This is a genomic window from Oryzomonas rubra (genome assembly GCF_008369015.1).
GTDB classification, from domain to species: Bacteria; Desulfobacterota; Desulfuromonadia; order Geobacterales; family Pseudopelobacteraceae; genus Oryzomonas; species Oryzomonas japonica.
Genome location: NZ_SRSD01000005.1, coordinates 313,165 through 338,098, shown reverse-complemented (window position 1 = coordinate 338,098; position 24,934 = coordinate 313,165). Strand labels below are relative to the sequence as shown.

At 62.3% G+C, this 24,934-nt stretch carries 23 protein-coding genes; all 23 read left to right on the top strand.

Going from position 1 to position 24,934, the window contains the following annotated elements; genetic code table 11:
- The first annotated feature begins 12 nt into the window (after window positions 1-12).
- Window positions 13-1,389 carry a replicative DNA helicase gene (gene dnaB, locus ET418_RS10500; RefSeq protein WP_275937954.1) on the top strand — a complete coding sequence of 459 codons (1,377 nt, stop codon included), beginning with the start codon at window positions 13-15 and terminating at the stop codon, window positions 1,387-1,389.
- A gap of 60 nt (window positions 1,390-1,449) precedes the next feature.
- The gene (locus ET418_RS10495) at window positions 1,450-3,102 is read left to right on the top strand and encodes an ATPase, T2SS/T4P/T4SS family (RefSeq protein ID WP_149307555.1); all 1,653 of its coding nucleotides are present in this window, start codon (window positions 1,450-1,452) and stop codon (window positions 3,100-3,102) included.
- 182 nt (window positions 3,103-3,284) lie between these two features.
- Window positions 3,285-4,376 (top strand): type IV pilus twitching motility protein PilT, encoded by a 1,092-nt coding sequence (locus ET418_RS10490; RefSeq protein ID WP_149307554.1) that lies wholly within the window; start codon window positions 3,285-3,287, stop codon window positions 4,374-4,376.
- 87 nt (window positions 4,377-4,463) lie between these two features.
- Complete coding sequence (locus ET418_RS10485) at window positions 4,464-5,438, top strand: homocysteine S-methyltransferase family protein (protein ID WP_149307553.1); 975 nt, start codon at window positions 4,464-4,466, stop codon at window positions 5,436-5,438.
- On the top strand, window positions 5,435-5,665 hold the full coding sequence (locus ET418_RS10480) for a DUF1653 domain-containing protein (protein ID WP_149307552.1): 231 nt from the start codon (window positions 5,435-5,437) through the stop codon (window positions 5,663-5,665). The genes ET418_RS10485 and ET418_RS10480 overlap by 4 nt, the downstream gene beginning before the upstream one ends.
- A 145-nt stretch (window positions 5,666-5,810) precedes the next feature.
- Window positions 5,811-7,697 (top strand): ATP-binding cassette domain-containing protein, encoded by a 1,887-nt coding sequence (locus tag ET418_RS10475; RefSeq protein WP_149307551.1) that lies wholly within the window; start codon window positions 5,811-5,813, stop codon window positions 7,695-7,697.
- Between the two features lie 58 nt (window positions 7,698-7,755).
- On the top strand, window positions 7,756-8,217 hold the full coding sequence (locus ET418_RS10470) for a hypothetical protein (RefSeq protein ID WP_149307550.1): 462 nt from the start codon (window positions 7,756-7,758) through the stop codon (window positions 8,215-8,217).
- A 351-nt stretch (window positions 8,218-8,568) separates the two neighbouring features.
- Entirely contained in the window at window positions 8,569-8,796 is a 228-nt protein-coding gene (locus ET418_RS10465; protein WP_149307549.1) for a hypothetical protein, read from the top strand.
- Between the two features lie 304 nt (window positions 8,797-9,100).
- The gene (gene smc / locus ET418_RS10460) at window positions 9,101-12,631 is read left to right on the top strand and encodes a chromosome segregation protein SMC (protein WP_149307548.1); all 3,531 of its coding nucleotides are present in this window, start codon (window positions 9,101-9,103) and stop codon (window positions 12,629-12,631) included.
- Window positions 12,632-12,750: 119 nt separating this feature from the next.
- Complete coding sequence (locus ET418_RS10455; RefSeq protein WP_149307547.1) at window positions 12,751-13,107, top strand: roadblock/LC7 domain-containing protein; 357 nt, start codon at window positions 12,751-12,753, stop codon at window positions 13,105-13,107.
- Complete coding sequence (gene ftsY / locus ET418_RS10450) at window positions 13,107-14,177, top strand: signal recognition particle-docking protein FtsY (protein ID WP_149307546.1); 1,071 nt, start codon at window positions 13,107-13,109, stop codon at window positions 14,175-14,177. Before ET418_RS10455 ends, ftsY begins: the two co-directional genes overlap by 1 nt.
- A gap of 118 nt (window positions 14,178-14,295) precedes the next feature.
- Window positions 14,296-14,472, top strand: coding sequence for a cell division protein ZapB (gene zapB / locus ET418_RS10445; RefSeq protein ID WP_149307545.1), 177 nt, complete (start codon window positions 14,296-14,298; stop codon window positions 14,470-14,472).
- A 96-nt stretch (window positions 14,473-14,568) separates the two neighbouring features.
- On the top strand, window positions 14,569-14,841 hold the full coding sequence (locus ET418_RS10440; RefSeq protein ID WP_149307544.1) for a cell division protein ZapA: 273 nt from the start codon (window positions 14,569-14,571) through the stop codon (window positions 14,839-14,841).
- Window positions 14,842-15,156: 315 nt separating this feature from the next.
- Window positions 15,157-15,750, top strand: coding sequence for a 5-formyltetrahydrofolate cyclo-ligase (locus ET418_RS10435; RefSeq protein WP_149307543.1), 594 nt, complete (start codon window positions 15,157-15,159; stop codon window positions 15,748-15,750).
- A gap of 104 nt (window positions 15,751-15,854) precedes the next feature.
- Complete coding sequence (rny, locus tag ET418_RS10430; protein ID WP_476703886.1) at window positions 15,855-17,402, top strand: ribonuclease Y; 1,548 nt, start codon at window positions 15,855-15,857, stop codon at window positions 17,400-17,402.
- Window positions 17,403-17,476: 74 nt separating this feature from the next.
- A complete protein-coding gene (locus tag ET418_RS10425) occupies window positions 17,477-18,262 on the top strand; it encodes a TIGR00282 family metallophosphoesterase (RefSeq protein WP_149307541.1) in 786 nt (261 codons plus the stop codon).
- 81 nt (window positions 18,263-18,343) lie between these two features.
- On the top strand, window positions 18,344-19,015 hold the full coding sequence (tolQ, locus tag ET418_RS10420; protein WP_149307540.1) for a protein TolQ: 672 nt from the start codon (window positions 18,344-18,346) through the stop codon (window positions 19,013-19,015).
- A gap of 3 nt (window positions 19,016-19,018) precedes the next feature.
- Window positions 19,019-19,432: a protein TolR gene (tolR, locus tag ET418_RS10415; RefSeq protein WP_149307539.1), complete on the top strand. Its 414-nt coding sequence runs from the start codon at window positions 19,019-19,021 to the stop codon at window positions 19,430-19,432.
- A 34-nt stretch (window positions 19,433-19,466) separates the two neighbouring features.
- On the top strand, window positions 19,467-20,219 hold the full coding sequence (tolA, locus tag ET418_RS10410; RefSeq protein ID WP_188055467.1) for a cell envelope integrity protein TolA: 753 nt from the start codon (window positions 19,467-19,469) through the stop codon (window positions 20,217-20,219).
- A gap of 10 nt (window positions 20,220-20,229) precedes the next feature.
- Window positions 20,230-21,510: a Tol-Pal system beta propeller repeat protein TolB gene (gene tolB, locus ET418_RS10405; protein WP_149307537.1), complete on the top strand. Its 1,281-nt coding sequence runs from the start codon at window positions 20,230-20,232 to the stop codon at window positions 21,508-21,510.
- A gap of 194 nt (window positions 21,511-21,704) precedes the next feature.
- Window positions 21,705-22,292 (top strand): peptidoglycan-associated lipoprotein Pal, encoded by a 588-nt coding sequence (pal, locus tag ET418_RS10400; protein WP_149307536.1) that lies wholly within the window; start codon window positions 21,705-21,707, stop codon window positions 22,290-22,292.
- 183 nt (window positions 22,293-22,475) lie between these two features.
- The gene (locus ET418_RS10395; RefSeq protein WP_149307535.1) at window positions 22,476-23,822 is read left to right on the top strand and encodes a TolC family protein; all 1,347 of its coding nucleotides are present in this window, start codon (window positions 22,476-22,478) and stop codon (window positions 23,820-23,822) included.
- On the top strand, window positions 23,819-24,934 hold the full coding sequence (locus ET418_RS10390; RefSeq protein ID WP_149307534.1) for an efflux RND transporter periplasmic adaptor subunit: 1,116 nt from the start codon (window positions 23,819-23,821) through the stop codon (window positions 24,932-24,934). The genes ET418_RS10395 and ET418_RS10390 overlap by 4 nt, the downstream gene beginning before the upstream one ends.

Genomic DNA, 24,934 nt, shown 5'->3' with positions numbered 1-24,934 from the left:
GAAGATAAAGGTATGAGTATGACAGACGATTCACGTAAACTCCCCCCCCAGAGCCTGGAAGCGGAGATGTCCATCCTGGGGGGGGTCCTGATCGACAACGACGCCATCAACCGTGCGCTGGAGGTCATCGGGCCGGACGATTTCTACCGCGAAAGCCATCGCAAGATCTTCCGGGCCATGATCCGCCTCTCCGATCAGCGCGAGCCGTGCGACCTGATCACCATGACCGACATGCTCAGGAAAGAGGGCGAACTGGAGGAGGTGGGGGGGGCGGCCTACCTGGCGACCCTGGTGGACTATGTCCCCACGGCGGCCAATGTCAGCTATTACTGTAAGCTGGTGAAGGAAAAGTCCATCAACCGCAAGCTGATCTCCGTGGCTACCGAGATCGCCACCCGCGGCTACGACGGGCAAACGGACGTCAACGAGCTTCTGGACCTGGCGCAGAAGGACCTCTACGAGATCTCCGAGAACAAGCTGCGGCCCCAGTACGTGCCGGTGCAGGAGATCATCAAGGATACCTTCAAGATCCTCCAGACACTGCACGACCGCAAGGAACACGTCACCGGCGTCCCCACCGGCTACACGGAGCTGGACAACATGACCGCCGGCTTCCAGCCGGGCGACCTGATCATCGTTGCCGCCCGCCCCTCCATGGGTAAGACCACCCTGGCACTCAACATCGCCCAGTACGCCAGCGCCGAAGCCAAGAAAAAGGTCGCTTCGGTGATCTTCTCCCTGGAGATGGGCAAGGAGCAGTTGGTGATGCGTTTCTTTGCCTCCATCGCCCGGGTCGATTCCGGCAAGATGCGTACCGGCCACTTCCAGGATTCGGATTGGCCCCGGCTGCAACGGGCCGCCAGCATCCTCTACGACTCCAAGATCTTCATCGACGACACTCCGGCCATCAGCGTGCTGGAGTTGCGCTCCAAGGCGCGGCGCCTGAAGCGCGAGCACGACATCGGCCTGATCATCGTCGACTACCTGCAACTCATGCGGGGCGGCGCCAATACCGAATCGCGCCAGCAGGAGATTTCGGACATCTCCCGCTCGCTCAAGGCCCTGGCCAAGGAGCTGAACGTGCCGGTAGTGGCCCTCTCCCAGCTCAACCGCAGCCTGGAGAGTCGCGGCGACAAGCGCCCCATGATGAGCGACCTGCGCGAATCGGGCGCCATCGAGCAGGATGCCGACGTCATCATGTTCGTCTACCGCGAATCGGTCTATTGCGAGCACTGCCGCAAGCGGGACGGCTCCTGTACCCAGAACCATGAAAGGAATGCGGAGGTCATCATCGGCAAGCAGCGTAACGGCGCCATCGGTACGGTGGAACTGGTGTTCCTCGGCGAGCATACCCGTTTTGAGAACAAAAGCGACCGGCCCGATGCGTGATGCCGTTTCCCGGCATCTCGACGGGGCGGCAGACGTGCGTTGCGACTCCAGGAGGGCAGCATGGCAGAGTTAGTGAAAAAAGGGTCCCTGGGCCATATCCTCTCGTCTTCACAGATCATCACCGAGTCGGATATCGTCAACGCCCTGGAAGAACAGAAACGTTTCGGCATCCGTTTCGGCGAGGCGCTGGTCAACCTGGGGGTCGTTACCCAGGAGGACATCGACTGGGCGCTCTCCAACCAGTTGGACCTTCCCTACATCCGACTGAAGAAGGAGATGATCGACCCGGAAGCCATTGCCCTGGTGCCGGCCGACGTGGCCCGGGCCTATAACCTCATCCCCCTGATCTGCACCGGCGGCGAACTGAACGTTGCCGTTGCCGATCCGCTCAACCGGGCGGCGGTCGAAGCGGTCGAAGCCCACACCGGTCTGCGGGTCAACCTGTCCGTGGCGCTGATCCGGGAGATCCGCCAGATGGTCGACGCGTGGTACGGCCCGGTCGGCCAGGAGCGTCTGGGCTTCAGTTCCACCGCCTTTTCCGACAAGGCCCTCGAGGCCATCAACGACGATATCGGCGGCGACACGCTGCTCAACTACCTGATGGTTTTCATCATCCAGAATCGCCTCTCGTCCCTCTCCCTGCAACCCCTCGGCGACGAGGTGGCCATTACCGGGAAGCGGGGGGGGATCACCCGTCCCATCGGCACCCTGGCCCCCAATTACTACCCCGACGTCATCCTCCGGCTGCACAAGAGCGCCGCGATCGGTCCCCTGGCCGAACGGAGCGCCATCGGCCTGCTCCCCTTTACCTACCAATCCCGCCCGGTGACCTTCCAGGTCGTGGTCATGCAGGGCCAGGGGGGCGACTACGTCACCCTGCGGACCCATGTCAGCGCCACCGTTCCTCCCCGGGTAGCCGAGCTGCACCTGCCGGTGGCCCAGGAGGCCGCCTTCAACCTGCTGGCCCGGGCGCATCAGGGCATTACCTTTTTCGCCTCGCGCAACAGCCAGGAACGGTGCCGTTTCATGGATCTCATGCTGGAGGAGGCCGATACCGCCGGAAAGAACGTCATCATCCTGGGAGAGGGGCCGGGTCGGATGAACAAACGGTTTCCGCGCATCCCCCTGCCCCGTTCCGAGGCGGACCGGGCCCGGCTGATCATGGATGCCCTGGATCATGATCCGGATGTGCTGGTGATCGAGGACGCCACCGAGGGGATGCCCTTCACCGCCGCCTGCCGCGCCGCCATGCGCGGCAAACTGGTGCTCGCCGGGCTGGAGATCCGCGGCACCCGTAATGTCCTGCGGCACCTCCTGCTCTACCAGCAGAAAAACTACTTCCTGCCGGGGTTCGTCAACGGCCTGGTCTCCTTCAAGGGGATCCAGATCCTCTGCCCCGCGTGCCGGACCGCCTACGTCCCGCCGCAGGAGGAGCAGACCGTCATGCATCTGGACCAGCCCCCGGCCGGTTTCTACCGCACCAGCGGCTGCGACGAGTGCGGCCACAGCGGATTCAGCACGCGGCGTTTCCTGATGGACGCGCTGGTCTTCGACGACGAATTCCTGCGGGTCTTCACGCAGTCATCGGATGTGACGGCCCTGGACAATTACCTGCGCCAGGTGGAGTATCACGGTAGCGACCAGGAAGGGCTGCGGCTTTTGATGGAGGGGCAGGTATCGCCGGAGGAGTACATCGCCTCGGTGGTGCTGTAACCCGCGCCCGTATTCACGGCATCTTTGCCCCGGCCTCAATCGCAAAATCCTCGACGTAGCCCTGCTACGCCTGCGGTTTTGCTCAATCAGCCAGGTCAAATCTGCCGCAAATCCGGGCGCGGTCCTCGCGGCAGTTATTTACGGACAAGCATTTCCTTGAGAACAGTGAAGGAGTCCTACACATGGCAAAGATCGATGCGCTTTTCAGGATGATGAGGGAGCAGGGGGCGTCGGACCTGCATCTCTCCACCGGGAATCCGCCTATTTTCCGTCTGAACGGCGAGATGGTGCGGCTTAACTTCAAAAGCCTGGCACATGAAGAACTCCGGGAGGTTCTGTTCGAGATCCTGGATGAAAAGCAGCGCGCCCAGTTCGAGGCCACCAAGGACCTGGACTTTGCCTACGCCGTGCCCGACCTGGCCCGGTTCCGCGGTAACGTCTTCATGCAGCACCGCGGCATCGCCGGCGTGTTTCGCATCATCCCCACCAAGATCCTCTCGGCCGACGACCTCCATCTGCCGGAGGGGGTGCGGCGCATGACCAACTTCAAGAAGGGGCTGGTGCTGGTGACCGGGCCGACCGGTTCGGGAAAATCCACCACCCTGGCGGCCATGATCGACCTGATCAATTCCACCCGCAAGGAACACATCCTGACCCTTGAGGACCCGCTGGAGTTCATCCACGAGAACAAGCTGTCCCTCCTGAACCAGCGCCAGATCGGCGAACATACGGAAAGCTTCGCCTCGGCCCTGCGCGCGGCCCTGCGCGAAGACCCGGACATCATCCTGGTGGGGGAGATGCGCGACCTGACCACCATCTCCCTGGCCATGAGCGCCGCCGAAACCGGGCATCTGGTCTTCGGCACCCTGCACACTAACACCGCGGCCAAGACCATCGACCGTATCATCGACGTCTTCCCCACCGATCAGCAGGAACAGGTGCGCGCCATGCTGTCCGAATCCCTCAAGGGTGTGGTCTGCCAGCAACTGCTCAAGACCGCCGACGGCAAGGGGCGCACCGCGGCCCTGGAGATCATGATCGGCACGCCGGCCATCGGCAACCTGATCCGGGAGGCGAAGACCTTTCAGATCCCTTCCATCATCCAGACCGCCAAGAAGGACGGCATGCAGCTCATGGACCAGCACCTGCTGGACCTGCTCAAAACCAAGCAAATCAACCCGGAAGAGGCCTACCGCTGCTCCATCGACAAGAAACAGTTCGAACAGTACCTGCCCGCCCAGCAAGGGGGGGCGCCGGGGATGCCGGGGCATTGAGGGACGAAGGCCCAGGCCCCGCACGGGGCCTTTCGTTTTGGAGCAGCCCCGCGCTGCTGTTGCCGTGGGTGCACGGGGAGGGGGCGTATGAATCATCCGAGCGTTTTCCAGCGACTTTTGGCAACATTCCCCGTCATCCTGGCCGAAGGGGCGGTCATCGAACGCCTGCGGCGCATGCCCGATATCCGTCTGGACGATCAGGTGGTCAACTCGGCCCTGATCTACGACGACCACGGACGGAGCGCCCTCGGGGGGATCTGCCGCCAGTACCTTGAGATCGGCCGCAACTACGGCCTGCCGCTCCTGCTCTCCACCCCCACCTGGCGTGCCGGCCGCGAGCGTATCGCCGCCGCCGGGCTGGCCGGTCGCGACCTGAACGGCGACAATTTCCGCTTCCTGGACGGTCTGCGCCGGGAGCAGGGGGATTACGGCAAGAATGTGGTCATCGGCGGGCTGATGAGCTGTAAGGGGGATGCCTATAAGCCGGAAGGAGCCCTGAGCGCCCCCGAGGCGCGCGCCTTCCACGCCTGGCAGGCCGAGGCCCTGGCCGTTGCCGGGGTCGATCTGCTGTTGGCCACCACCCTGCCGGCCCTGAGCGAGGCCATCGGCTTGGCCCAGGCCCTGGCGGCCACCGGGCTTCCCTATCTGATCAGCTTCGTGGCCCGCCCTGAAGGGACCCTGCTGGACGGCACGCCGCTCAAGGACGCCATCGCCGCCATCGACAGCCAGGCCTCACCGCCCCCCCTGGCCTACCTGATCAACTGCACCCACGCCTCGGTCTTCCGCCGCGCCCTCTGCCACGAGCGTAACTCGTCACCGCTGGTCAGGGAGCGGGTGATCGGCCTGCTGGCCAACACCGCCGCCCTGAGCCCGGAAGAGCTGGACAACAGCACCGAACTGGTGGAAGAGGCGCCGGAGGTCTTCGGCGCGGCAGTGGCCGCCCTGCACGGTGATCTGGGCATGAAGGTGCTGGGAGGGTGCTGCGGCACGGACGAGCGCCATATCGACTCCCTGGCACGGCGCCTTGCCGCCCGGTTGCCACAATTGCAGGAGGGGCTATGACTGCCGCCCCGACTCGGCCGCGTCCCGGCCGCTACCGGCACTACAAGGGGAACGAATACGAGGTGGTCGCCATCGCCCGCCACAGCGAGACCGAGGAGGAGATGGTGGTCTACCGCCAGTTGTACGGCGACCGTTCCCTGTGGGTCCGGCCGCTCGGCATGTTTCTGGAGGAGGTTCCGGTGGGCGGGCGCAAGGTGCCGAGATTCCAGTGGCTGGGTGAAATCTGAACGTTGAACGTGCCAATTTTCACCATCCGAGGTATAACGCAACGACGACGAATTGTCATAACCAGCGAATGCACGCTACCGCGATACATCCGCACCACGTGATCCGCACAATCGTTACAGCCAATCACATCATCATGAGGTACCCGTGGCACTCATCACCCTTCGCGACATAACCCTGGCCTTCGGCGGGCCGCCGCTCTTCGACGGCATCAACCTCCAGATCGAGCCGGGGGACCGGCTCTGCCTGCTGGGGCGCAACGGCACCGGCAAATCGACGCTTCTCAAGCTGATCGGCGGCGAACTCCCCCTGGAGGGGGGCGAAATCCAGCGCCAGCAAGGGCTCCGGGTTGCCCTGGTCTCCCAGGATGTGCCCATGGGGATCGACGGCACGGTCTTCGACGTGGTGGCCTCGGGCATGGGCAACGCGGCCGAACTGTTGGCCGAATACCACCGGGTCGCCCACAGTCTCTCCCTGGAGGGGAGCGAGGCGCTCCTGGCCGAACTGGAGGAGTTGCAGCACAAGCTGGAGGAAAGCGGCGGCTGGAGCCTGCACCATGAGGTGGAGCGGGTGTTGAAGCGGCTGCAACTGGACGCCGAGGTCGCTTTCTCTGCCCTCTCCGGTGGCACCAAGCGCCGGGTGCTGCTGGCAAAGGCGCTGATCGCCGCGCCGGACATCCTGCTCCTGGACGAGCCGACCAACCATCTGGACATCGACACCATCCTCTGGCTGGAGGATTTTCTGCTGCATCAGGTCAAGACCCTGGTCTTTGTGACCCATGACCGGGCCTTTGCCCGGCGGTTGGCCAACCGGGTGGCGGAGCTGGACCGGGGGCGGATCTATGCCTTCAACTGCGGCTACGACGAGTTCGTGGAGCGCCGGGAGGCGCTCTTGGAGGCCGAGGTCACCCGCCAGGCGCTGTTCGACAAGAAGCTGGCCCAGGAAGAGGCCTGGGTCAGGCAGGGGATCAAGGCCCGCCGGACCAGAAACGAAGGACGGGTGCGGGCCCTGAAGAGCCTGCGCGAGGAGTACCGCCAGCGCCGGGAGCGCCAGGGCACGGCCAAGATCCAGCTCCAGGAGGGGGAGCGTTCCGGTCGCCTGGTGGCGGAGGTGGAACACGTCTCCTTTGCCTACGACGGCCGTCCGATCATCACCGACCTGACCACCACCATCATGCGCGGGGACAGGGTGGGGATCATCGGCCCCAACGGCTCGGGCAAAACCACCCTGCTGCGCCTGCTGCTGGGGGAGTTGACGCCGGACCAGGGCGCGGTCAAGGCGGGCAGCCGCCTGGAGATCGTCTATTTCGACCAGATGCGGGAACAGCTCGACCCGGACCGGAGCGTGCAGGACAACGTGGGGGAGGGGAACGACACCCTGGTGATCAACGGCAAGAGCCGCCACATCATCGGCTATCTCCAGGACTTCCTGTTCTCACCCGAACGGGCCCGCAGCCCGGTCTCGATCCTCTCCGGCGGCGAGCGCAACCGGCTGCTCCTGGCCAAGTTGTTCACCAAGCCCTCCAACGTGCTGGTGATGGACGAACCGACCAACGACCTGGACGCCGAGACCCTGGATCTGCTGGAGGATCTGCTCCTGGAGTATTCCGGGACCCTGCTTCTGGTGAGCCATGACCGGGAGTTTCTCAACAATGTGGTGGGGAGCACGCTGGTACTTTCCGGCGATGGCGCGGTCCGCGAATACGTGGGGGGATACGACGACTGGCTCCGCCAGGCCGCCGCGGAGGCGCCCGCTGCTCCCGTTACCTCCAAACCGGCACAGGAGAAGGGGCGGCCCCAGAAGGAGCGCCCCCGCAAACTCTCCTTCAAGGAGGAGCGGGAGTTGGCCGCCCTGCCGGACCGCATCGCCGCCCTTGAGGAGGAACAGGGGCGGCTGCACGTCACCCTGGCCGACCCCGATTTCTACAAGTCGGCCGGCGCCGAGGTGGCCGCGATCAACACCCGGCTTGGGGAGTTGGAGCAGGAGTTGGCCGCCGCCTATGGCCGCTGGGAAGAGTTGGAGGCACTGCAATAGGATACGCAATCCGGCGGCCGGGAGGCCGCCTATCACACGCGAAGCGTACGAGGAAACAATGAAAGTCACGGAAAAGCAACTCAAGGCCCGCTGCACCGACCTGAACCTGGGACCGCTCAAGGATACCGCCTTTGGCCTGAAGATCGAGCGCACCTCCCGGGGGTACACCTGCAGCCTGGTGTACCGGGACAGCACGCCGCCCGAGATACTGATCGCCGATGCCAGCGCATCGGAAGCCGACGCCTGCATCTCCGGCGTTGCCACCACCTCCACGGTCTACAAGGCCATCCAGGGGACCATCAAACCGGAGTTCGTGCCCCAGGAGGTGTTCGTCAAACAGCATGGTGAACGCTGCCCCAAGTGCGGCTCCCGGGACATCAACCCCGGCCACATCACCTCGGCGAAAGGGGAATTGGAACAGTGGCACACCTGCGGCCGCTGCGCCACCGCCTGGCACAACCTCTATCGTCTGACCGGGTATGAACTGCCGGTGGTCATGGAGGATGGGGCTGCATCCTGACGGGGCGTGGGAGGATCCGTAATGCCGGTCACGGGCCGGGATGGTTCCCGTGATCTATCCCCTCAATCTTGCGTATAATTATATACACCTCCTTTGATTCGGCCTAAAGTCGTCAAAGCCCCATCCGTAGCGGGGTTGTCGTTTTTCTACCTCTCTACGGGTGTATGGCGTTGCAATACACCTCCCGGCGCTTGCCACCCCCCAATCTCGGCCGCAATCTCCCTGTAAAATTATTAAATATAGTTATGTCAATATGTTATGAAGCCGGTTTCTCCTGGGGAGTGTTTTGGCACGCACGATGCTAGATAAAGGTCAAGAGCGTAACGGATCACAAAATAAAAGGAGGACGCCATGAAAACGTTAGCTACCATTATCGGAACCATCGCACCCGCAACCGCATTTGCAGCCACTACTCCGCGCGTCGATGACAGCGGGCTCTTCGTCTGGATCTTTCTCGGCTTCTGTGCACTGATCGTCGCGGCACAGCTCATGCCGGCCATCCTGCTCATGTTCGGCATGGCGAAAGGCGTGAAGGACGTGGCCAAGGGCGAAGCAAAAACGGCGGAACACAAGGCCTAGCACAAAATCAAGGAGGTAAACATGCAACAGGACCTCAGGTGAAGGGGCCGCGAAGCGCGGCCCCTTTTCTTTTGCCCTCATCCGGGCCCCGTGCTTCTCGTGTTGACAAACCGATAAAGTTGCCTACAGTAGGCGACCGAACATCCCAGGAGCGAGATTCAGGACCTGGCCGAGAATGGTCTCCGAACATTCTCGGGCGCCTGGATGCGCAGTAAGAGACAGCGGCTGTAACGTCCCTCCTGGGGCGCCATTGGAACATCCCTCTGGACAGAGTTTCATCCCCTCTGATAAAGTAGCCACCCCTATGAAAATCAAACGGCTCGAAATATCAGGCTTTAAGTCCTTCGCCGACAAGGTGGTGCTGGACTTCCAGCAGGCGGTGACCGGCGTGGTCGGCCCCAACGGCTGCGGCAAGTCCAATATCGTGGACGCCATCCGCTGGTGCATGGGTGAACAGTCGGCCAAGAACCTGCGCGGCAAGGCCATGGAGGACGTGATCTTTGCCGGCAGCGAGACCCGCAAGCAGTTGGGGGTGGCCGAGGTTTCGCTGGTCTTCTCCACCGAGGACGGCCGGGCGCCGGCCAAATACCTGGATTATGCCGAGATTCAGCTTACCCGCCGCCTCTACCGGGACGGCGAGAGCGATTACCTGATCAACAAGACCCCCTGCCGCCTGCTGGATATCACCGAACTGTTCATGGATACCGGCGTCGGCACCCGCGCCTATTCGATCATCGAACAGGGCAAGATCGGCATGATCCTCCATTCCCGCCCGGAGGAACGGCGCTTCCTGATCGAGGAGGCCGCCGGGGTCACCAAGTTCAAGTCACGCAAAAATCTGGCCTTGAAGAAGATCGAGGGGACCCGCCAGAACCTCTCCCGCCTGAACGACGTGCTGGGGGAGATCCGACGGCAGTTGGCCTCGTTGCAGCGCCAGGCGAAAAAAGCCGAGAATTTCCGTGCGTACCGGGATGAACTGCGGGAGATCGAACTGCTCTTCGTGGGGCGCGAGTACCGCGACACCCAGGTCCGGCGCGGCGAGGCCGAGCGGGAACTGGCGGCGCTCAACGAGCGTATTCGCGGGGCGTTTGCCGGGGCTGCCCTGGGGGAATCCCAGGTGGAAGAGGCCCGGCTCCGGCTGGTGGAGGCGGAGAAGCGCCTGGCCGCGACCCAGGAGGATATCTTCCGGGTCAGGAGCGAGTTCAGCGCCGCCGAGAACGGCGTGATGTTCCAGCGCAAGGAGCTGGCCGCCCTGGAGGGAAGGCTGGAGCGGCTTGGAGGCGAGGCCGGGGAACGGGAGAAGCGTCTGGACGAGTGTTCCGAGCGCCGGGGATTGCTGCAATTGCGCCGGGATAGCTCCACGACCGATACCGCTGCCATGCAGGCTGAGTTGCAACGGGCCGAGGAGGCGTTGACCGGGCACCAGCAGGCCGAGGAGGAGCTCAACCGCAGGCAGGAGGCCCGGCGCAAGGAGCTGTTCGCGGCCCTGGCCGAGTCGTCCCAACACAAATTCCGTTACGAAACGGCCCAGAAGCGCTTGGCCGGCCTGGCGGAACGGTTCGAGCGGCACCGCCGTGAAGAGCTGCAACTCAGGGAACGCCTGGAACTGGCCGGCCAGCGCGCCGGTGCGCTGGATGCCCAGGTGGCCGAGGCGCAGCTGGAGCAGGAACAACTCCAGGTGGAGTTGAACGCCCTGCGCGGACGGGAGGCCGAGTTGCGGCAGCGCCTGCCCGAGGTGGAAAAAAAATGGCAGTCCCGGCGGGACGAACTGAACCGCAGTTCGTCTCGTCTCCACTCCCTGCGGGAGTTGGAAAACCAGTTTGCCGGTTACGGCCAGGGGGTGCGCAAGCTCATGAAGGACGAGGGGCTGCGTTCCCGCTTCAGCGGGGTCGTGGCCGATGCCGTCGAGGCCCCGCCCGAGCTTGAGGCGGCGGTGGAGGCGGTCCTGGCGGACCGGCTCCAGTGCATACTCTGTGCGGATGATGGCGACGCCCTGGCGGCCCTGCGGTTTCTCAAGGGGAATAACGGCGGCCGGGCCGGTATCGCTCTCCCCCTGGAGCCTAAGACGGGAACTGTCCCTGTTGTGGCGGGCGCTACGGCGCTGGCCGACCGGGTGGCGGTCAGCGGACCGTTCGGCGGCCTGATCCGGTTCATGCTGGCCAATGTCCTGCTGGTGGATGGGATTGCCGATGCCATTCGGCTGGCCCGGCAGCACCCTGAGCTCATTTTTGTCACTCCTGATGGTGATATGGCGGCATTGGGCGGGATCCTGACCGGAGGCTCCGCCGAACAGGTACAGAAGGGGATCATCCATAAAAAGCGCGAAATCAAGGAGTTGGAGGAGGCTGTGGCCGGGTTGGAGCGGGAAACCGAATCCCTGGCCAAGGAACGTGACGAGCTGCGGCGCCGCTCCCTGGAGGTGGCGGAGGAGTTGAAGGTCACCGGGAGCCAGCTGCACCAGGCCGAGTTGAAGCGGACCGGCCTGGCCAAGGACCGCCAGCAGACGGCCGACGAGATCGCCCGGATCGAGGAACGCCTGGCCCTGCAGGCCCTGGAGACGGCAACCCTGGACGAGGAACGGGAAGGGCTGGAGGCCGAACTGAAACAGTCCCAGGCGCGTTTGGGAGAGACCGACGACGTTTCCCGGGAGCTTGAGCAGGAGGTGGGACGCCTGAAGGAAGAGCTGGAGGCCCGCCGGAAGGATCTCGCCGTTGCCCGGGAGCGGGTCACCGCCATCCGGGTGCAGACGGCCACCCTCAAGGAACAGCATGAGGCCCACCTGCGCGACATCGCCGACCTGGAACGCCAGGTGGAGGAACTCACCCGGCGCCTGGCCGCCGACCGGCTGGAACTGGAAACGGGTGGCGGCGAGCGGGTGCGCCTGGAGAGTGCCATTGCCACGGAAGCCGAGCGCCTGGAAGGGCTCGTCCGCCGTCAGGCCGAAGCGGAGAGCCTGCTGGCCGGCGTGCGCTCCGCCAGCGAAGAGGCCGCCGTGGCCCTGGCCGAGGCCGAAGCCCGGACCAAGAAGGCCCGTGAGGAGAGCGACGCGGTCCGTCAACTCCAGGCGGATCTGAATCTGCGTTTTTCCACATTGACGATGCAGGCCGAACATTTGGAACGTTCCGTGCAGGAAAATAGTCGTACCAGCATGGCCGAGGTCCTGGCGCGGCTGGAAGGGGTGGAATTCGACGAGGCGGCCCGCCGGGCGCGCCAAGTTGAGTTGCAGCGCCTCCTGGACGACATGGGCGAGGTAAACCTCCTGGCCATCGAGGAGTGCGCCGGCATGGAGGAACGCTTCAACTTCCTGTCATCCCAGAAAAACGATCTGGAAGAGTCGCTGCGCAGCCTCCAGCAGGCCATCCAGCGTATCAACCGCACCACCCGGCAGCGCTTTCTGGAGACCTACAATCAGGTCAACGCCACGTTTCAGGAGGTCTTTCCGCGCCTCTTCTGCGGGGGGCGGGCCGAGTTGCGCCTGACCAACGAGGAAGACCTTCTGGAGACCGGCATCGACATCATCGTGCAGCCGCCGGGCAAGAAGCTCCAGAATGTGACCCTCCTCTCGGGGGGGGAGAAGGCGTTGACGGCGGTGGCGCTGATCTTCTCCATCTTCCTGATCAAACCGACGCCCTTCTGTCTGTTGGATGAGGTGGACGCGCCTCTGGATGATGCCAATATCGGCCGTTTCAACGACATGGTACGGGAGATGAGCGCCGTTTCCCAGTTCATCATCATCACCCACAACAAGGCCACCATGCAGGTGGCCGACACCCTCTACGGCATCACCATGGAAGAGCCGGGGGCGTCGCGGATCGTGTCGGTCAGGCTGCACTGAAGGTGGTGCCGGGAAACAGGAAGTTGGGGCTCGCCGCTGCCCCGCGGTCCGGCAAGACGGCATGACATTTGTTTTTATGCCCCGTGCGGGTGCTTGTATTTTGTCGTGAGGATATGATAATGCCGTTTCAACGTATTCTGAAAACGCTGGTCGAGGAAACCCCCCGTGCAGTGGGAGCCATTCTGGTGGATTGGGAGGGTGAGGCGGTACAGGAGTGGTGTCTCTGCGATCCCTATGAGATGCGCTTCATCGGCGCCCACAAGGGGATTATCCTGGCCCGGTTGAAGGAGATGCAGGGGAGTGAGCAGGTGGGGGCCATTGAGGATGTGGTGGTGACCGCCAGCGAGCGCCACCTGATCATCGGCTGCATCGACGACGATTATTCCCTGGTGATGGATGTCGACCGCGCCTGCCCGGTGGCCTTGGCGTTGCATCATTTTCGTGCTGCCGTGACGCGGCTCAAGAAGGAGATCTGATGGAGCAGCAGGAAAAGAAGGGTTTTTTCCGGGGATTGGTGGATAAAATTGCCGGGACCGGGCAACCGCAGACGAATGATATCGAACCGCCACCGACGGCCGTGGAGCCGACAGGTGCTCCGGCGGCCGGGGCGGAAGAACGCCCGGATAGTGGGCCCGGTTTTTTCTCGCGCCTCAAAAACGGCCTGAAAAAGACCAAGGATGGGCTGGTGGGACGCATCGACGCCCTGGTGCTGGGAAAAAAGGAGATCGATGCCGACACCCTGGAGGAGTTGGAAGAGATCCTGATCACCTCGGACATCGGCGTCAAGACCACGGTGGAGTTGATCCGCTCCCTGGAACAACGCCTGGGACGCAATGAACTCAAGGACGGCGAGGCGCTGCGGGCGGCCCTCAAGGCTGATATCCTGGCGCGCCTGAACGCCCACCATAGCGTGCTCGACACCGATGCCCGACACCCCTTTGTGCTGCTGGTCATCGGCGTGAACGGGGTCGGCAAGACCACCACCATCGGCAAACTGGCCTCCCGTTTCACCGGCAAGGGGAAACGGGTGCTCCTCGCTGCCGCCGATACCTTCCGCGCCGCGGCTGCCGAGCAGCTCGAGGCCTGGGGGGAACGCTCCGGCGTGGATGTCGTCCGCCACAAGGAGGGGGCCGACCCGTCTGCGGTGGTCTTCGACGCCTGCAAGGCTGCCGTGGCCCGGCAGGTGGATATCCTGATCGTCGATACGGCCGGCCGGCTGCATACCAAGGTCAACCTGATGGAGGAGATGAAGAAGATCCATCGTGTCATCGGCCGCGAGATCCCCGGCGCCCCCCATGAGACGCTGCTGGTGCTGGACGCGGCCACCGGCCAGAACGCCGTCTCCCAGGCACGGCTTTTCAAGGAGGCGGCCGGGGTCACCGGCATCGCTCTGACCAAACTGGACGGCACCGCCAAGGGGGGGATCGTGGTGGCGGTCAGCCATGAATTCGGTCTGCCGGTCCGCTATATCGGTGTTGGGGAGGCGATTGACGACCTGCGCGACTTTAATCCGCAGGAGTTCACGGATGCCCTCTTTCAGGCCTGACAAGCCCACCGCCAAACAACGCCGAAGGGCCGGAGAAGCCCGAGATTTCACGCAATTAGGGCTTGACTTCACTGCACCCCCTGGGTATAGTGATCTGTCACGAAAGGGAACTTGCACCATGGATCAGGAACTGTTTACAGCACTGGAAAAGAAGGTCGATGACCTGCTTGACAAGTATTCAAGCCTGAAAGCCGACAATGCCCGGCTGGCTGAGGAAAACGGGCGCCTCCTGTCGGAGCGCGAAGGCCTCAAGTCGCGTGTCGATGCCATTCTCGGCAAGCTCGAAGGGATTTGAATTGCCGGGAAGGCGCCGATACCGGACCGTCTCTGCCGACAGGTGCGGCAGGTGTGCCGGGATACCGGTAAACGCGACAGGTGCCGGTGAGCCCCTATGAAGACGACCCATCTGGTGACGGTGCTTGGCCGGGAGCTTTCGGTCAGGAGTTCGGCTCCCGCCGAAAAGGTCCAGGCGGTGGAATCGTTTGTCAATGCCAGGCTGCACGAAATCGGCAGTGCCCTCAAGAACGGCGATGCCCAGTTGGTGCTCATGCTGGCGCTGCTCAACATCAGTGAAGAGTTGCTGGAACTGCGCAGTTCCGCAGAGCGAGGCGGCCCGATCGATGCATCGCTGCACCGGTTGCTGGAAAAGTTGGAAAAAGCGTGATGAGCTCGGAACATCCGGCTGCACGTACAAGGTCTCGTAAGGGAGACTTGATCATATATTCGCACCAGCATCACAATCAGTCCCGGTAGGTGTGGCGACGCTGGTCCCCACCTGCTGATAACCTGACACCCGCAGAATATATTCAACGACGAAAGGAAGGAATCGCTCCCGAGGAAAAAACAGCGCCCAACCAAATTCTGCGGCACTCACGAGCCATTCCCCTTTCACCCTCCCTGATCGACCTTCCCAGGACCCTCTTCCTCTGGGCACTCTCTACTTGTCTGTTTTAAACGAATTTTGCGTGGAATCGATAGTATGCCCAAGCGGTCATTACGGCAGCAGATGTTGGCCCAGCGTCTGGCACTCAGCCGGGAAGCGTGGCATGCCTCCAGCCTGCTGGCCCAGCAAAACCTGCTCAGCCTCGAAGAGTACTCCCGGGCAGAGTGTATTGCCCTCTACGCCCCGGCGCGCAACGAAGCCGATACCACCGAGATCGTGGCAGCCGCCTTCAGGGCCGGGAAGCGGGTGCTGTACCCGGCCGTCTGCGGGGAACACATGGTGTTCCGTCAGGTGGAGGGGCTGGCTAGTCTCGAACAGGGGAGTTTCGGCATTCTTGAACCGTGTCCCACCGGTGTCGATCACCACGCCGATGAGCCGGACCTGATCGTGGTGCCGGGGGTGGCCTTTGACCTGAGCGGGCATCGTATCGGCTACGGCAAGGGGTTTTACGACCGCTTTCTGCGACATCCGGGACGCACGGCCCACTTGGTGGGACTGTGCCATGATTTTCAGATTGTCGGGGGGGCGATCCCGGCAGAAGGGCACGATATACGAATGGAGATCATCGTCAGCGATCGGCGGGTTGTCCGCTGCGGAAGTAACCGGAGTCATCTCGGTGATCCGGATTAAAAAACAGGCTGGTGCGACCGGAGCGGGGAGAGTGGGACACGACCCCGCAGCAACGCTTCAACGGCCTGATAGAGGAGGTTATTGATATGGAAGTGAGTATCTGGATGGTTGTCACCATCCTGGCGGTGGCCGCCGGGGCGTATTTCGCCGGCAGCAGGTTCAGCAAGAAGGATGCGGACGCCATCGTCCGTCAGGCGGATGACCTCGCGAACAAGGTCATCGAGGATGCCCGGCGCGAGGCCGAGACCATCACCAAAGAGGCCGAGCTCAAATCAAAGAACGCGGCCATCGAGGCCAAGGAAGAGTACGAACGCGAGATGCGGGAGAAGAAGCGCGAGCTCCAGAATCTCGAAAAGCGTTTGCTGCAAAAGGAAGAAAATCTGGACAAGAAGGTTGCCCTTTTTGACCAAAAAGAGCTGGATATCCTGAAAAAAGAGCAGGTTCATTCCGCCAAGGAGCAGGCCCTTGCCGAGCGCGAAGACGAACTGAAAAAGGCGGTCGGCGCCCAGATGGCCAAACTCGAGCAGATTTCGGGCATGACGGCCGGCGAGGCCAAAAAGGAACTGATGAACGCCATGGAGAGCGAGGCCAAACACGATGCGGCCAAGCTCATCAAGGTTATCGAAGAGGAAGCCCGGGAGACTGCCGACAAGAAGGCCAAGGAGATCATGGCTCTGGCCATTCAGCGGTATGCCGGCGAATACGTGGCGGAGCGGACGGTATCGGTGGTGCCGCTCCCCTCCGATGAGATGAAAGGCCGTATCATCGGGCGCGAGGGGCGCAACATCCGTGCCCTGGAGGCGGCTACCGGCATCGATCTGATTATCGACGACACCCCCGAAGCGGTCATCCTGTCCGGTTTCAACCCGGTTCGCCGCGAGGTGGCCCGTCTCTCCCTGGAGAAGCTGATCGGCGACGGCCGCATCCATCCCGGCCGTATCGAAGAGGTGGTGGCCAAGTCCACTGAAGAGGTGGACCTCTCCATCAAGGAAGCGGGCGAACAGGCGGCCTTCGACCTGGGGGTCCACGGCATCCATCCCGAGGTGCTCAAGCTGATAGGGCGTCTCAAATACCGCACCTCCTACACCCAAAACGTCTACCAGCATTCGCTGGAGGTGGCGTTCCTGTGCGGTATCATGGCGGCCGAACTGGGGATCAACGTCAAGCAGGCCAAGCGTGCCGGCCTGTTGCACGACCTGGGCAAGGCGGTTGACCACGAGGTGGAAGGGTCCCACGCCGTGATCGGGGCCGAGTTGGCCAGGAAGTACGGTGAATCCCCGAAGATCGTGCATGCCATCATGGCTCACCACGAGGACGAAAAACCCTCCACCGTGCTGGCGGTGCTGGTCCAGGCGGCCGACGCCCTTTCCGGCGCACGCCCCGGGGCTCGGCGCGAGATGATGGAAACCTATGTCAAGCGTCTGGAAGACCTGGAGCGCATTGCCACCTCCTTCAGCGGCGTAAGCTCCTCCTTCGCCATTCAGGCTGGCCGGGAGATTCGCGTGATGGTGTCCAGCGAACAGGTCAGCGACGAACAATCGCTGATCATGGCCCGGGACATTGCCAAGAAGATCGAGGCCGAGATGACCTACCCGGGGCAGATCAAGGTCAACGTGATCCGCGAGACGCGAGCCGTCGAGTTCGCCCGCTGATCCTCTGGCGCCAGCCCCCTCATATCCCCCGTATCCCCCCTCCCCATGGGAGGGGGGCGTAGAGAAAGCACTCAATGAGCATCAAAATCCTCTTCATCGGCGACATCATCGGCAAGCCGGGGCGTCAGGCCCTTTCCCGTGAACTGCACCGTCTGGTTGACCGGCACGCGGTGGACCTGATCATCGCCAACGGCGAAAACGCTGCTGGCGGTTTCGGCCTGACCACCGAAACGGCCAAGGAGCTGTTCGACACGGGTGTACACTGTCTGACCAGCGGCAACCATATCTGGGACAAGAGGGAACAGGTTCCGCTCGTGCTGGCCGACCGCCGCATCCTCCGGCCAGCCAACTATGGCACGGAGGTGCCGGGTACCGGCAGCGTCGTCGTCACCACCCCGGGTGGCGTCAAGGTCGGGGTGCTCAACCTGGAGGGGCGGGTCTACATGAAGAACCTGGAATGCCCCTTCCGCGTCGCGGATCGGGAGATCGAACTGCTGAGGAAGGAAACGCCGCTCATCTTCGTTGATTTCCATGCCGAGGCAACCTCGGAGAAGTCGGCCCTGGGGTGGTATCTCGACGGCCGGGTCAGCGCCGTTGTCGGCACCCACACCCACGTGCAGACCGCCGATGAGCGTATCCTCCCCCAGGGAACGGCCTACCTGACCGACGCCGGCATGACCGGAAGCTTTGATTCCGTGATCGGCATCGGCAAGGAAGAGGCCATCCGCAAGTTTCTCACCCAACTGCCGGTAAAGTTTGAAATTCCCAAAAAGGATATCCGCCTGAATGGGGTACTGGTCGGGGTTGACCCGGAAAACGGCAAGGCGCTCAGCATTGAGCGCATTACCATGGGTTGTTGAGTGCTTTGATGATTTTGGCTTGACTTGATCCATTGAACGGGCTAGTTTTTAAGCGAACATATTTACTCGGAGGTGCTCCCCGTGGGCATTTTAGTCGGTACCGGTCTTGTTGTCAGGATTGTCCTGTTTATTCTCATCGCCTTCTCGGTCCTGTCGTGGACCATCATCATGTTCAAGTTTTTCCAGATCTACAAGGCCAACAGCGATTCGGAACGCTTTATGGACTTTTTCTGGAAATCCAAACGTTTTGACGCCATCGCCTCCCAGGTGGACCGTTTCACCGGTTCGCCGCTGACGGTGCTCTTCAACGAGGGGTACGGCGAGTTGGGCAAATTCGTCGCGGGGAGCGGCAAGGCCGACCCCAGCGTCCTCAGCACCGACCTGGGAGGGATCGAAAACGTCTCCCGCGCCCTGCGCCGCGCCACCAACTCGGAGATCACCCGTCTCGAAAAGTATACGACCTTCCTGGCAACCACCGGCTCCACATCGCCGTTCATCGGTCTGTTCGGGACGGTCTGGGGCATCATGACCGCCTTTGAGGGGATCGGCAAGACCGGCTCCGCCTCGCTGGCCGTAGTCGCCCCCGGCATCGCCGAGGCGCTGATCGCCACCGCCATCGGCCTGGTGGCCGCCATTCCGGCCGTCATGGCCTACAACCATTTCCAGCACAAGATTCGGGTGCTGATCAACGAGATGGACAGTTTCTCCACCGAGTTCCTCAATATCGTGCAACGAAACGTGGCAGGAAAATAAGCGATGGCAATGGGCGGACGTAATGACAACAGGGGCACGATGGCGGAGATAAACGTCACCCCGCTGGTTGATGTTATGCTGGTGCTCCTGGTCATCTTCATGGTGACGGCGCCGATGATGCAGCAGGGGGTGCAGGTCAACCTCCCCAAGGCCGACACCAAGGCCATGAACCCGGCGGAGGAAACGGTGGTGGTCACCGTCGATAAGAACAACAAGGTCTTCATCAACAAAGAGGAAACCCCTGCGGGGGAATTGCGCTCCAAGCTGACCAGCATGTTCGAATCGCGAACCAAGAAAGAGGTCTTTCTCAAGGCCGATGCCGGCGTTCCCTATGGCGAGGTTGTCAGGATCATGGCCGATATCAAAGGGGCCGGCATAGAACGGCTCGGTATGGTGACGGAACCGTCTCCGAAATAAGATGATCACAACGCAGGACACACATGACGCCGGAATGGGCGTTAGCTTCAGTATCTCCGCCGTCATTCATCTGGCGGTTTTTTTGTTGCTGCTGTGGTGGGGGCAGCTTTTCCCGACCACAGCAACCGTTCAGGAAACCTATTATGTCGATGTGGTCAACCTGCCGGTAGCCAACCCCCGGGCCGGTAGTCCGACCCAGAAGGGGAACGATGCCGAAGCCCCGCCCCCGCCCCAGACCCACGAATCCCCGTTGAGCATGCCGTCCCCCCCGCAACCGAGCACTAAGGCGCGCACCGCACCGACCGGAAAAGTCCAAAAGGCCGAGAAAGCCGAAAAGACGGATACCTCCAGCGATACGGCCTTTGCCGAAAAAATGGCGAAGCTTGAGAGCAAGGCCGAGTCCCAGCAACAGGAGGCCGCCCTGGAGCGGCTCCGCAAAAAAGTCAGGACGACCGGGAGCGGCAGGGCCGGGATGCCGGCCGGCAGCGGTAGCGAGGCCGGCAGCGATTACACTGCATACGTCCAGTCGCGCCTGAAGGACGCCTTCTATCAGACCATCTCCTATACCAGCAAAAATCCCGAGGTCGTTGTCCACTTATATATCGACGCCGACGGCAAGGTGACCCGTCAGAAGATCGAAAAGAGCAGCGGCGACCGGACGTTTGAACTGTCGGTGCTGCGGGCGGTGGAAAAGGCTGGAGATAAACTCGTTCCGCCTCCCAACCACAAGGTCTTCGAGGGGACGTTTGTCTTCAAACCCAAAGGCATTTCCCGCAACAAGCTGTAACGAGGTCTCCATGAAACTGTTTTTAACCCTGATGCTGCTATTTGTCTTGCCGACCGCCCTCCATGCCCAGTCCGGATATGTCGAGGTAACGGCGCCGGGCAATCGCCAGCTCAAACTTGCGGTCGAAATACCCCACGCGCAAAACGCCGCGTCGAGTGCGAGCGCCGCCAAGGAGATGGCCGGCGTGATCGCCTTCGACATGAACATGTCGGGTCTGGCAAATGCCGAGATCAGGGAGCCGTTGCCGCTTGCCGGCGGCCTCATGTTCGGGGCGACCGATTTCGCCCCGTGGCTGGCTGCGGGGTTCGATATGCTGGTGCGCGGCGAATACAGCATCAGCGGCGACAATCTTACGGTGGAGTTCCGCCTGTACGATGCCCTCAACAACAAGATGATGACCGCCAAGCGTTACCTGGGGAAGAGCAAGGATCTGCGCCGGTTCGCCCACTCCTTCTGTGACGAGGTGCTGCTGCAGATGACCGGCGAACGTGGCCCCTTTACGACCCATATCGCCTTTATCTCGACCCAGTACGGCAACAAGGAGGTTGCCGTCATGGACTGGGACGGGCACAACCTGCTGCCGCTGACCAGAAACGGCTCCATCAACCTTAACCCCGACTTCTCGCCCGACGGGCGGGAGATCGTCTTCACCTCATACAAACGGGGCAACCCCGACCTGTATAAGCGCGCCCTGTCGAGCACGGTCGAAGTCCCCCTGTCCAAACGCAAAGGGCTCAACATCACCGGCGCCTGGTCGCCGGACGGCACGAAGATCGCTCTAGCCCTCAGCAAGGACGGCAACGCGGAAATCTACACCATCGCCAGGGACGGCAGCAACCCGGTGCGCCTGACCGTCAGCCCTGCTATCGAGGTCTCGCCGGTCTGGTCGCCGGATGGCAAACGCATCGCCTTTGTCTCCGACCGGTTGGGCAAGCCGCAGATTTTCGTGATGGACGCCAACGGCGGCAATGTGCGCCGGCTGACCACCGCCGGGGGGTATAACGTCAACCCCCGCTGGTCGCCCAAGGGGGACAAGATCGCCTATGCCCGCATGCATAGCGGGGCATTCCATATCTATGTCATCAATGCCGACGGCAGCGGCGACACCCAGCTTACCACCACGGGGAGCAACGAAAATCCCGCATGGTCGCCGGACGGGCGTTTCATTGCGTTCAGTTCGAAGAGGGGCGGCCCCGATGGGATCTATGTGATGCGGGCCGACGGCAGTGGCCAGATCAGGGTCAGCCAGGGCAAGGGAAATGGGAGCCAGCCGGCTTGGTCGCCCCGCTGACAGGTTATTGAAGAACCGGTGCGGGGCCGTTCTGCGACGGCGTAACCGGCCAAACACCGGGGATTCGCTTCCCCAACAGGTCTGAAATTATTCCCTATTTGCAATTGCAAATCTTTTTGTCTGTTGTATAATTCGTTAACACTTTGATGGTTAGGCAGCAGATCATAATAAACCCAAGACCAAGGAGAATTGTTATGAAACGAGGAACCATGGTAGTGCTGGCAGCGCTTAGTCTGGCGGCTTTGCTGGCCAGCGGTTGCGCAAACAAGGAAGTCGTCAAGAGTGAGGAACCGGTTGTCAGGGCCGAACAGCCAAAGGCCCCGGAAGTTGCCAAGCCGGAAGTCGCACCCGCTCCGACCAAGCAGGCCCAGCCAGAGCAGGCTACCCCGGCGGCCGAGCCGATCAAGCAGGCTGAGGCCCCTGTTGCCGCCGCCCCGGCTGCGGAAACCGCTTTTGAAAGCGTCTATTTTGATTTCGACAAATCAGACCTGAGCCAGGATGCCCGTGACGTGCTCAGCAAAAACGCCGATATCCTGCTGAAAAACAAGCCCGGCATCAAGGTTCAGATCGCCGGCCATTGCGATGAACGCGGTTCGGCCGAATACAACCTGGCCCTGGGTGAGCGCCGTGCAAAATCGGCCCTGCACTACCTGACCACCCTGGGGGTTGCCGCCGACCGCCTTTCCATCATCAGCTACGGCAAGGAAAAACCGGCGGTTGACGGCCACGATGAGGCCGCCTGGGCCAAGAACAGAAGGGATGAATTCGTTATCGTGCAATAAGCACGTCTGCTACACATAGGCGGCCGTGATGATATACGCCGGAATGCTGACCGCATCCCGGCGTATTCATTTTCGGGCTGCCCCGCACGTCGAGATAGGAATTCTCGAAGACGTTTCCCTTGACATTCCGAAAGATAATATATATTGTTTTTCATATATTAATCTATTTCAGGGAGCTACGCGGTGAAACAGGCATTCATTATTCTCATGCTGGTTGTGGTGATGGCGGGGCAGACACACGCTGCGCCCGCGGTTCAGCGCCTGACCCTGAAGGAGGCCATCGGCACAGCCCTGGAGAATAACCATCTCATCAGGGCCGCCGGCCACCATGCCGACGCGGCGCGCCAGGGGGTTGCCATCGCGGAATCGTACTACTATCCCTCCCTCACCTTCGAGGAGGCCCTTACCGCCTCCAATGCCCCTACCCAAGCCTTCATGATGAAGCTTGACGAGGCACGCTTCACCCAGAACGACTTTCTTACCAATAATCTCAATCACCCCTCCGCCTCCCATGACTTCAGAACTGCCCTGACGGTCAATCAGCCGTTATACCGGCCCTCCATCGCTCCGACCAGGGAACTGGCCGCCCGGGAGTCCGAGAAACAGGACCTGGGAGTGGAGGCTGCCCGGCAGGATACCGCCTTCCAGGTTTTCAGGCGCTATCTGGAGGTGCAGAAAGCGGTTGCCCAACTCAAGGCCGCCGACCAGGCGATCGGGGATGCCCGTGAAAACCTGAGGCTGGCAGGGGTGCGCCGTGATGCGGGGGTTGGACTGCTTTCCGACGAACTTCGCGCCAGGACGCACCTCTCCACCGTGGAGCAGCGACTTATCAGCGCCCGCAACGACCTGGAGCTGGCAAAGCTGCACCTGGCCGATGTGGTCGGCCTCAAAAGCGGACAGGAACTGGATATCGCGGAATCGGCGCCAGCCTTTGCCCCGATCCTTACCTCCGAAGACCTGGCGGCCGTAGCACGGGAGAACAGGAAAGAGTTGCAACAGTACCGTGCCGAACTGGGGAAATCCGAGGCGGCCCTCAAGCTGGCCCGCAGCGCCTACCTGCCCGAAGTGGACGCTTTCGCCTCGTACCAGATGAACGCCAGGGATGTCCCGTTGGGCTCCGATAACGACGCCTGGGCGGCCGGGGTGAGCCTCAAGTGGCAACTCTTCGACGGGTTTCGCCGCTATCGCGACCGGGACCGGGCCGGTGCCGAACGTTCGGCAACGGCCGAGCAACTTGAACAGGCAAACAGGGATATCGCCCTCCAGGTGCAGGAAAGCCGCCTGCGGAGGGAGGAGATGGGCAAGCGGCTTGAGGTGGCCCGCAATGCCCTGCGGGATGCCGAAGAGACGGTGCGTCTGCTGACGCGGCGTTTCGAAAATTCCCTGGCGACCATGGTTGAGTTGCTGGATGCCCAGAACGCCCTCAATCAGGTCCGCTCGAACCTGGCAGAAAGCGAGGCCAACGATGCCCTGGCCGGTGGGCGGGTCTATTATGCGGCCGGGACATTCCTGAAGGAGATTATGAAATGACGAGGTTTTCGAATCTGCTCGCCGTAACGCTGTGGGCGGCAATCCTCGCCGGTTGCGGCGGGAAAGGGCCGGAGGCCGGGCACGGGGGAAGTTCGTCGGCACCGGTCGTCAAGGGCATTCAGGTGGAAACGGTGAAGGCCGTTGCTGTGCCGGATCTCATGGAGGTGGTCGGCACCGTAAAGGCGCGTACCAGCGCCGTGGTTTCGGCCCGTATCCCCGGCACCGTCACCGTGCTGAAGGTGCGGGAAGGGGACCGGGTCAGGAAGGGACAGCTCCTGGCCCGCCTTGATGCCCAGGAAACCGGGGCGACCGGAGCCGCTGCCGTGGCGGGCAGTGACGAGGCGCAGCGCGCGCTGGATGAAGCTCAGGCCCGCAAGCGGCTGGCCGATGTGACGTTCGACCGCTATCAGCGCCTCTATAAGGAGCAGGCCGTTACCCGCCAGGAGTTCGACACCAAACAGACCGAACAGGAGGTGGCTGCCCAGGGTGTCGCCCGGGCCCAGGCCCGTTACCGGCAAGCCAGGGAAGGGGCGCGGGCCGCCTCTCGCATGGCCGATTACGCAACGATAGTTGCCCCGATCTCCGGGGTCGTTACCGTCAAGCAGGTTGACCTGGGGTCCACGGTTTTTCCGGCCCAGCCGCTGATGACCATCGACAGCGAAGGGAGTTACCAGCTTGAGCTGGCCTTGCCGGAATCGTTGGCAACCAGGGCCAACGTCCAGACGCCGGTTCAGGTTACGCTGGATGCCCTGAAGGTAACCCTCAGCGCCAGGATCGCCGAGATCGTCCCTTCGGCCGATCCCCAGAGCCGCACGTTCATCGCCAAGGTGCCCCTGGACCGGAAAGGGGTGACGTCGGGTATGTTCGGGCGCGCCTCCATCAGTCTGGGAAGTACGGCCAGCGGCATCCTGCTGCCGGAGCACGCTGTCGTGGAGCGCGGGGCGCTGACCTCGGTCTGGGTGGTGGATCAGAGTAATATCGCCCGCATGCGGCTGGTGAAGAGCGGCAAGAGCGTTGGCGGCAAGGTGGAGATCCTCTCCGGTCTTTCCGACGGCGAGCGGGTGGTGGTTTCGGGCGCGGAGAAGGTCAGCGAAGGCGCGAAGGTGGAATAG

Bases quoted from the DNA above. Each gene is read 5' to 3' on its own strand.
- ET418_RS10440 (WP_149307544.1), top strand. From the start codon at position 14,569: ATGAAGACGACCCATCTGGTGACGGTGCTTGGCCGGGAGCTTTCGGTC.
- ET418_RS10495 (WP_149307555.1), top strand. From the start codon at position 1,450: ATGGCAGAGTTAGTGAAAAAAGGGTCCCTGGGCCATATCCTCTCGTCT.
- rny (WP_476703886.1), top strand. From the start codon at position 15,855: ATGGTTGTCACCATCCTGGCGGTGGCCGCCGGGGCGTATTTCGCCGGC.
- ET418_RS10465 (WP_149307549.1), top strand. From the start codon at position 8,569: ATGAAAACGTTAGCTACCATTATCGGAACCATCGCACCCGCAACCGCA.
- smc (WP_149307548.1), top strand. From the start codon at position 9,101: ATGAAAATCAAACGGCTCGAAATATCAGGCTTTAAGTCCTTCGCCGAC.
- zapB (WP_149307545.1), top strand. From the start codon at position 14,296: ATGGATCAGGAACTGTTTACAGCACTGGAAAAGAAGGTCGATGACCTG.
- ET418_RS10490 (WP_149307554.1), top strand. From the start codon at position 3,285: ATGGCAAAGATCGATGCGCTTTTCAGGATGATGAGGGAGCAGGGGGCG.
- ET418_RS10455 (WP_149307547.1), top strand. From the start codon at position 12,751: ATGCCGTTTCAACGTATTCTGAAAACGCTGGTCGAGGAAACCCCCCGT.
- ET418_RS10485 (WP_149307553.1), top strand. From the start codon at position 4,464: ATGAATCATCCGAGCGTTTTCCAGCGACTTTTGGCAACATTCCCCGTC.
- ET418_RS10390 (WP_149307534.1), top strand. From the start codon at position 23,819: ATGACGAGGTTTTCGAATCTGCTCGCCGTAACGCTGTGGGCGGCAATC.
- dnaB (WP_275937954.1), top strand. From the start codon at position 13: ATGAGTATGACAGACGATTCACGTAAACTCCCCCCCCAGAGCCTGGAA.
- ET418_RS10480 (WP_149307552.1), top strand. From the start codon at position 5,435: ATGACTGCCGCCCCGACTCGGCCGCGTCCCGGCCGCTACCGGCACTAC.
- ET418_RS10425 (WP_149307541.1), top strand. From the start codon at position 17,477: ATGAGCATCAAAATCCTCTTCATCGGCGACATCATCGGCAAGCCGGGG.
- pal (WP_149307536.1), top strand. From the start codon at position 21,705: ATGAAACGAGGAACCATGGTAGTGCTGGCAGCGCTTAGTCTGGCGGCT.
- ftsY (WP_149307546.1), top strand. From the start codon at position 13,107: ATGGAGCAGCAGGAAAAGAAGGGTTTTTTCCGGGGATTGGTGGATAAA.
- tolA (WP_188055467.1), top strand. From the start codon at position 19,467: ATGGGCGTTAGCTTCAGTATCTCCGCCGTCATTCATCTGGCGGTTTTT.
- tolR (WP_149307539.1), top strand. From the start codon at position 19,019: ATGGCAATGGGCGGACGTAATGACAACAGGGGCACGATGGCGGAGATA.
- ET418_RS10435 (WP_149307543.1), top strand. From the start codon at position 15,157: ATGCCCAAGCGGTCATTACGGCAGCAGATGTTGGCCCAGCGTCTGGCA.
- ET418_RS10470 (WP_149307550.1), top strand. From the start codon at position 7,756: ATGAAAGTCACGGAAAAGCAACTCAAGGCCCGCTGCACCGACCTGAAC.
- tolB (WP_149307537.1), top strand. From the start codon at position 20,230: ATGAAACTGTTTTTAACCCTGATGCTGCTATTTGTCTTGCCGACCGCC.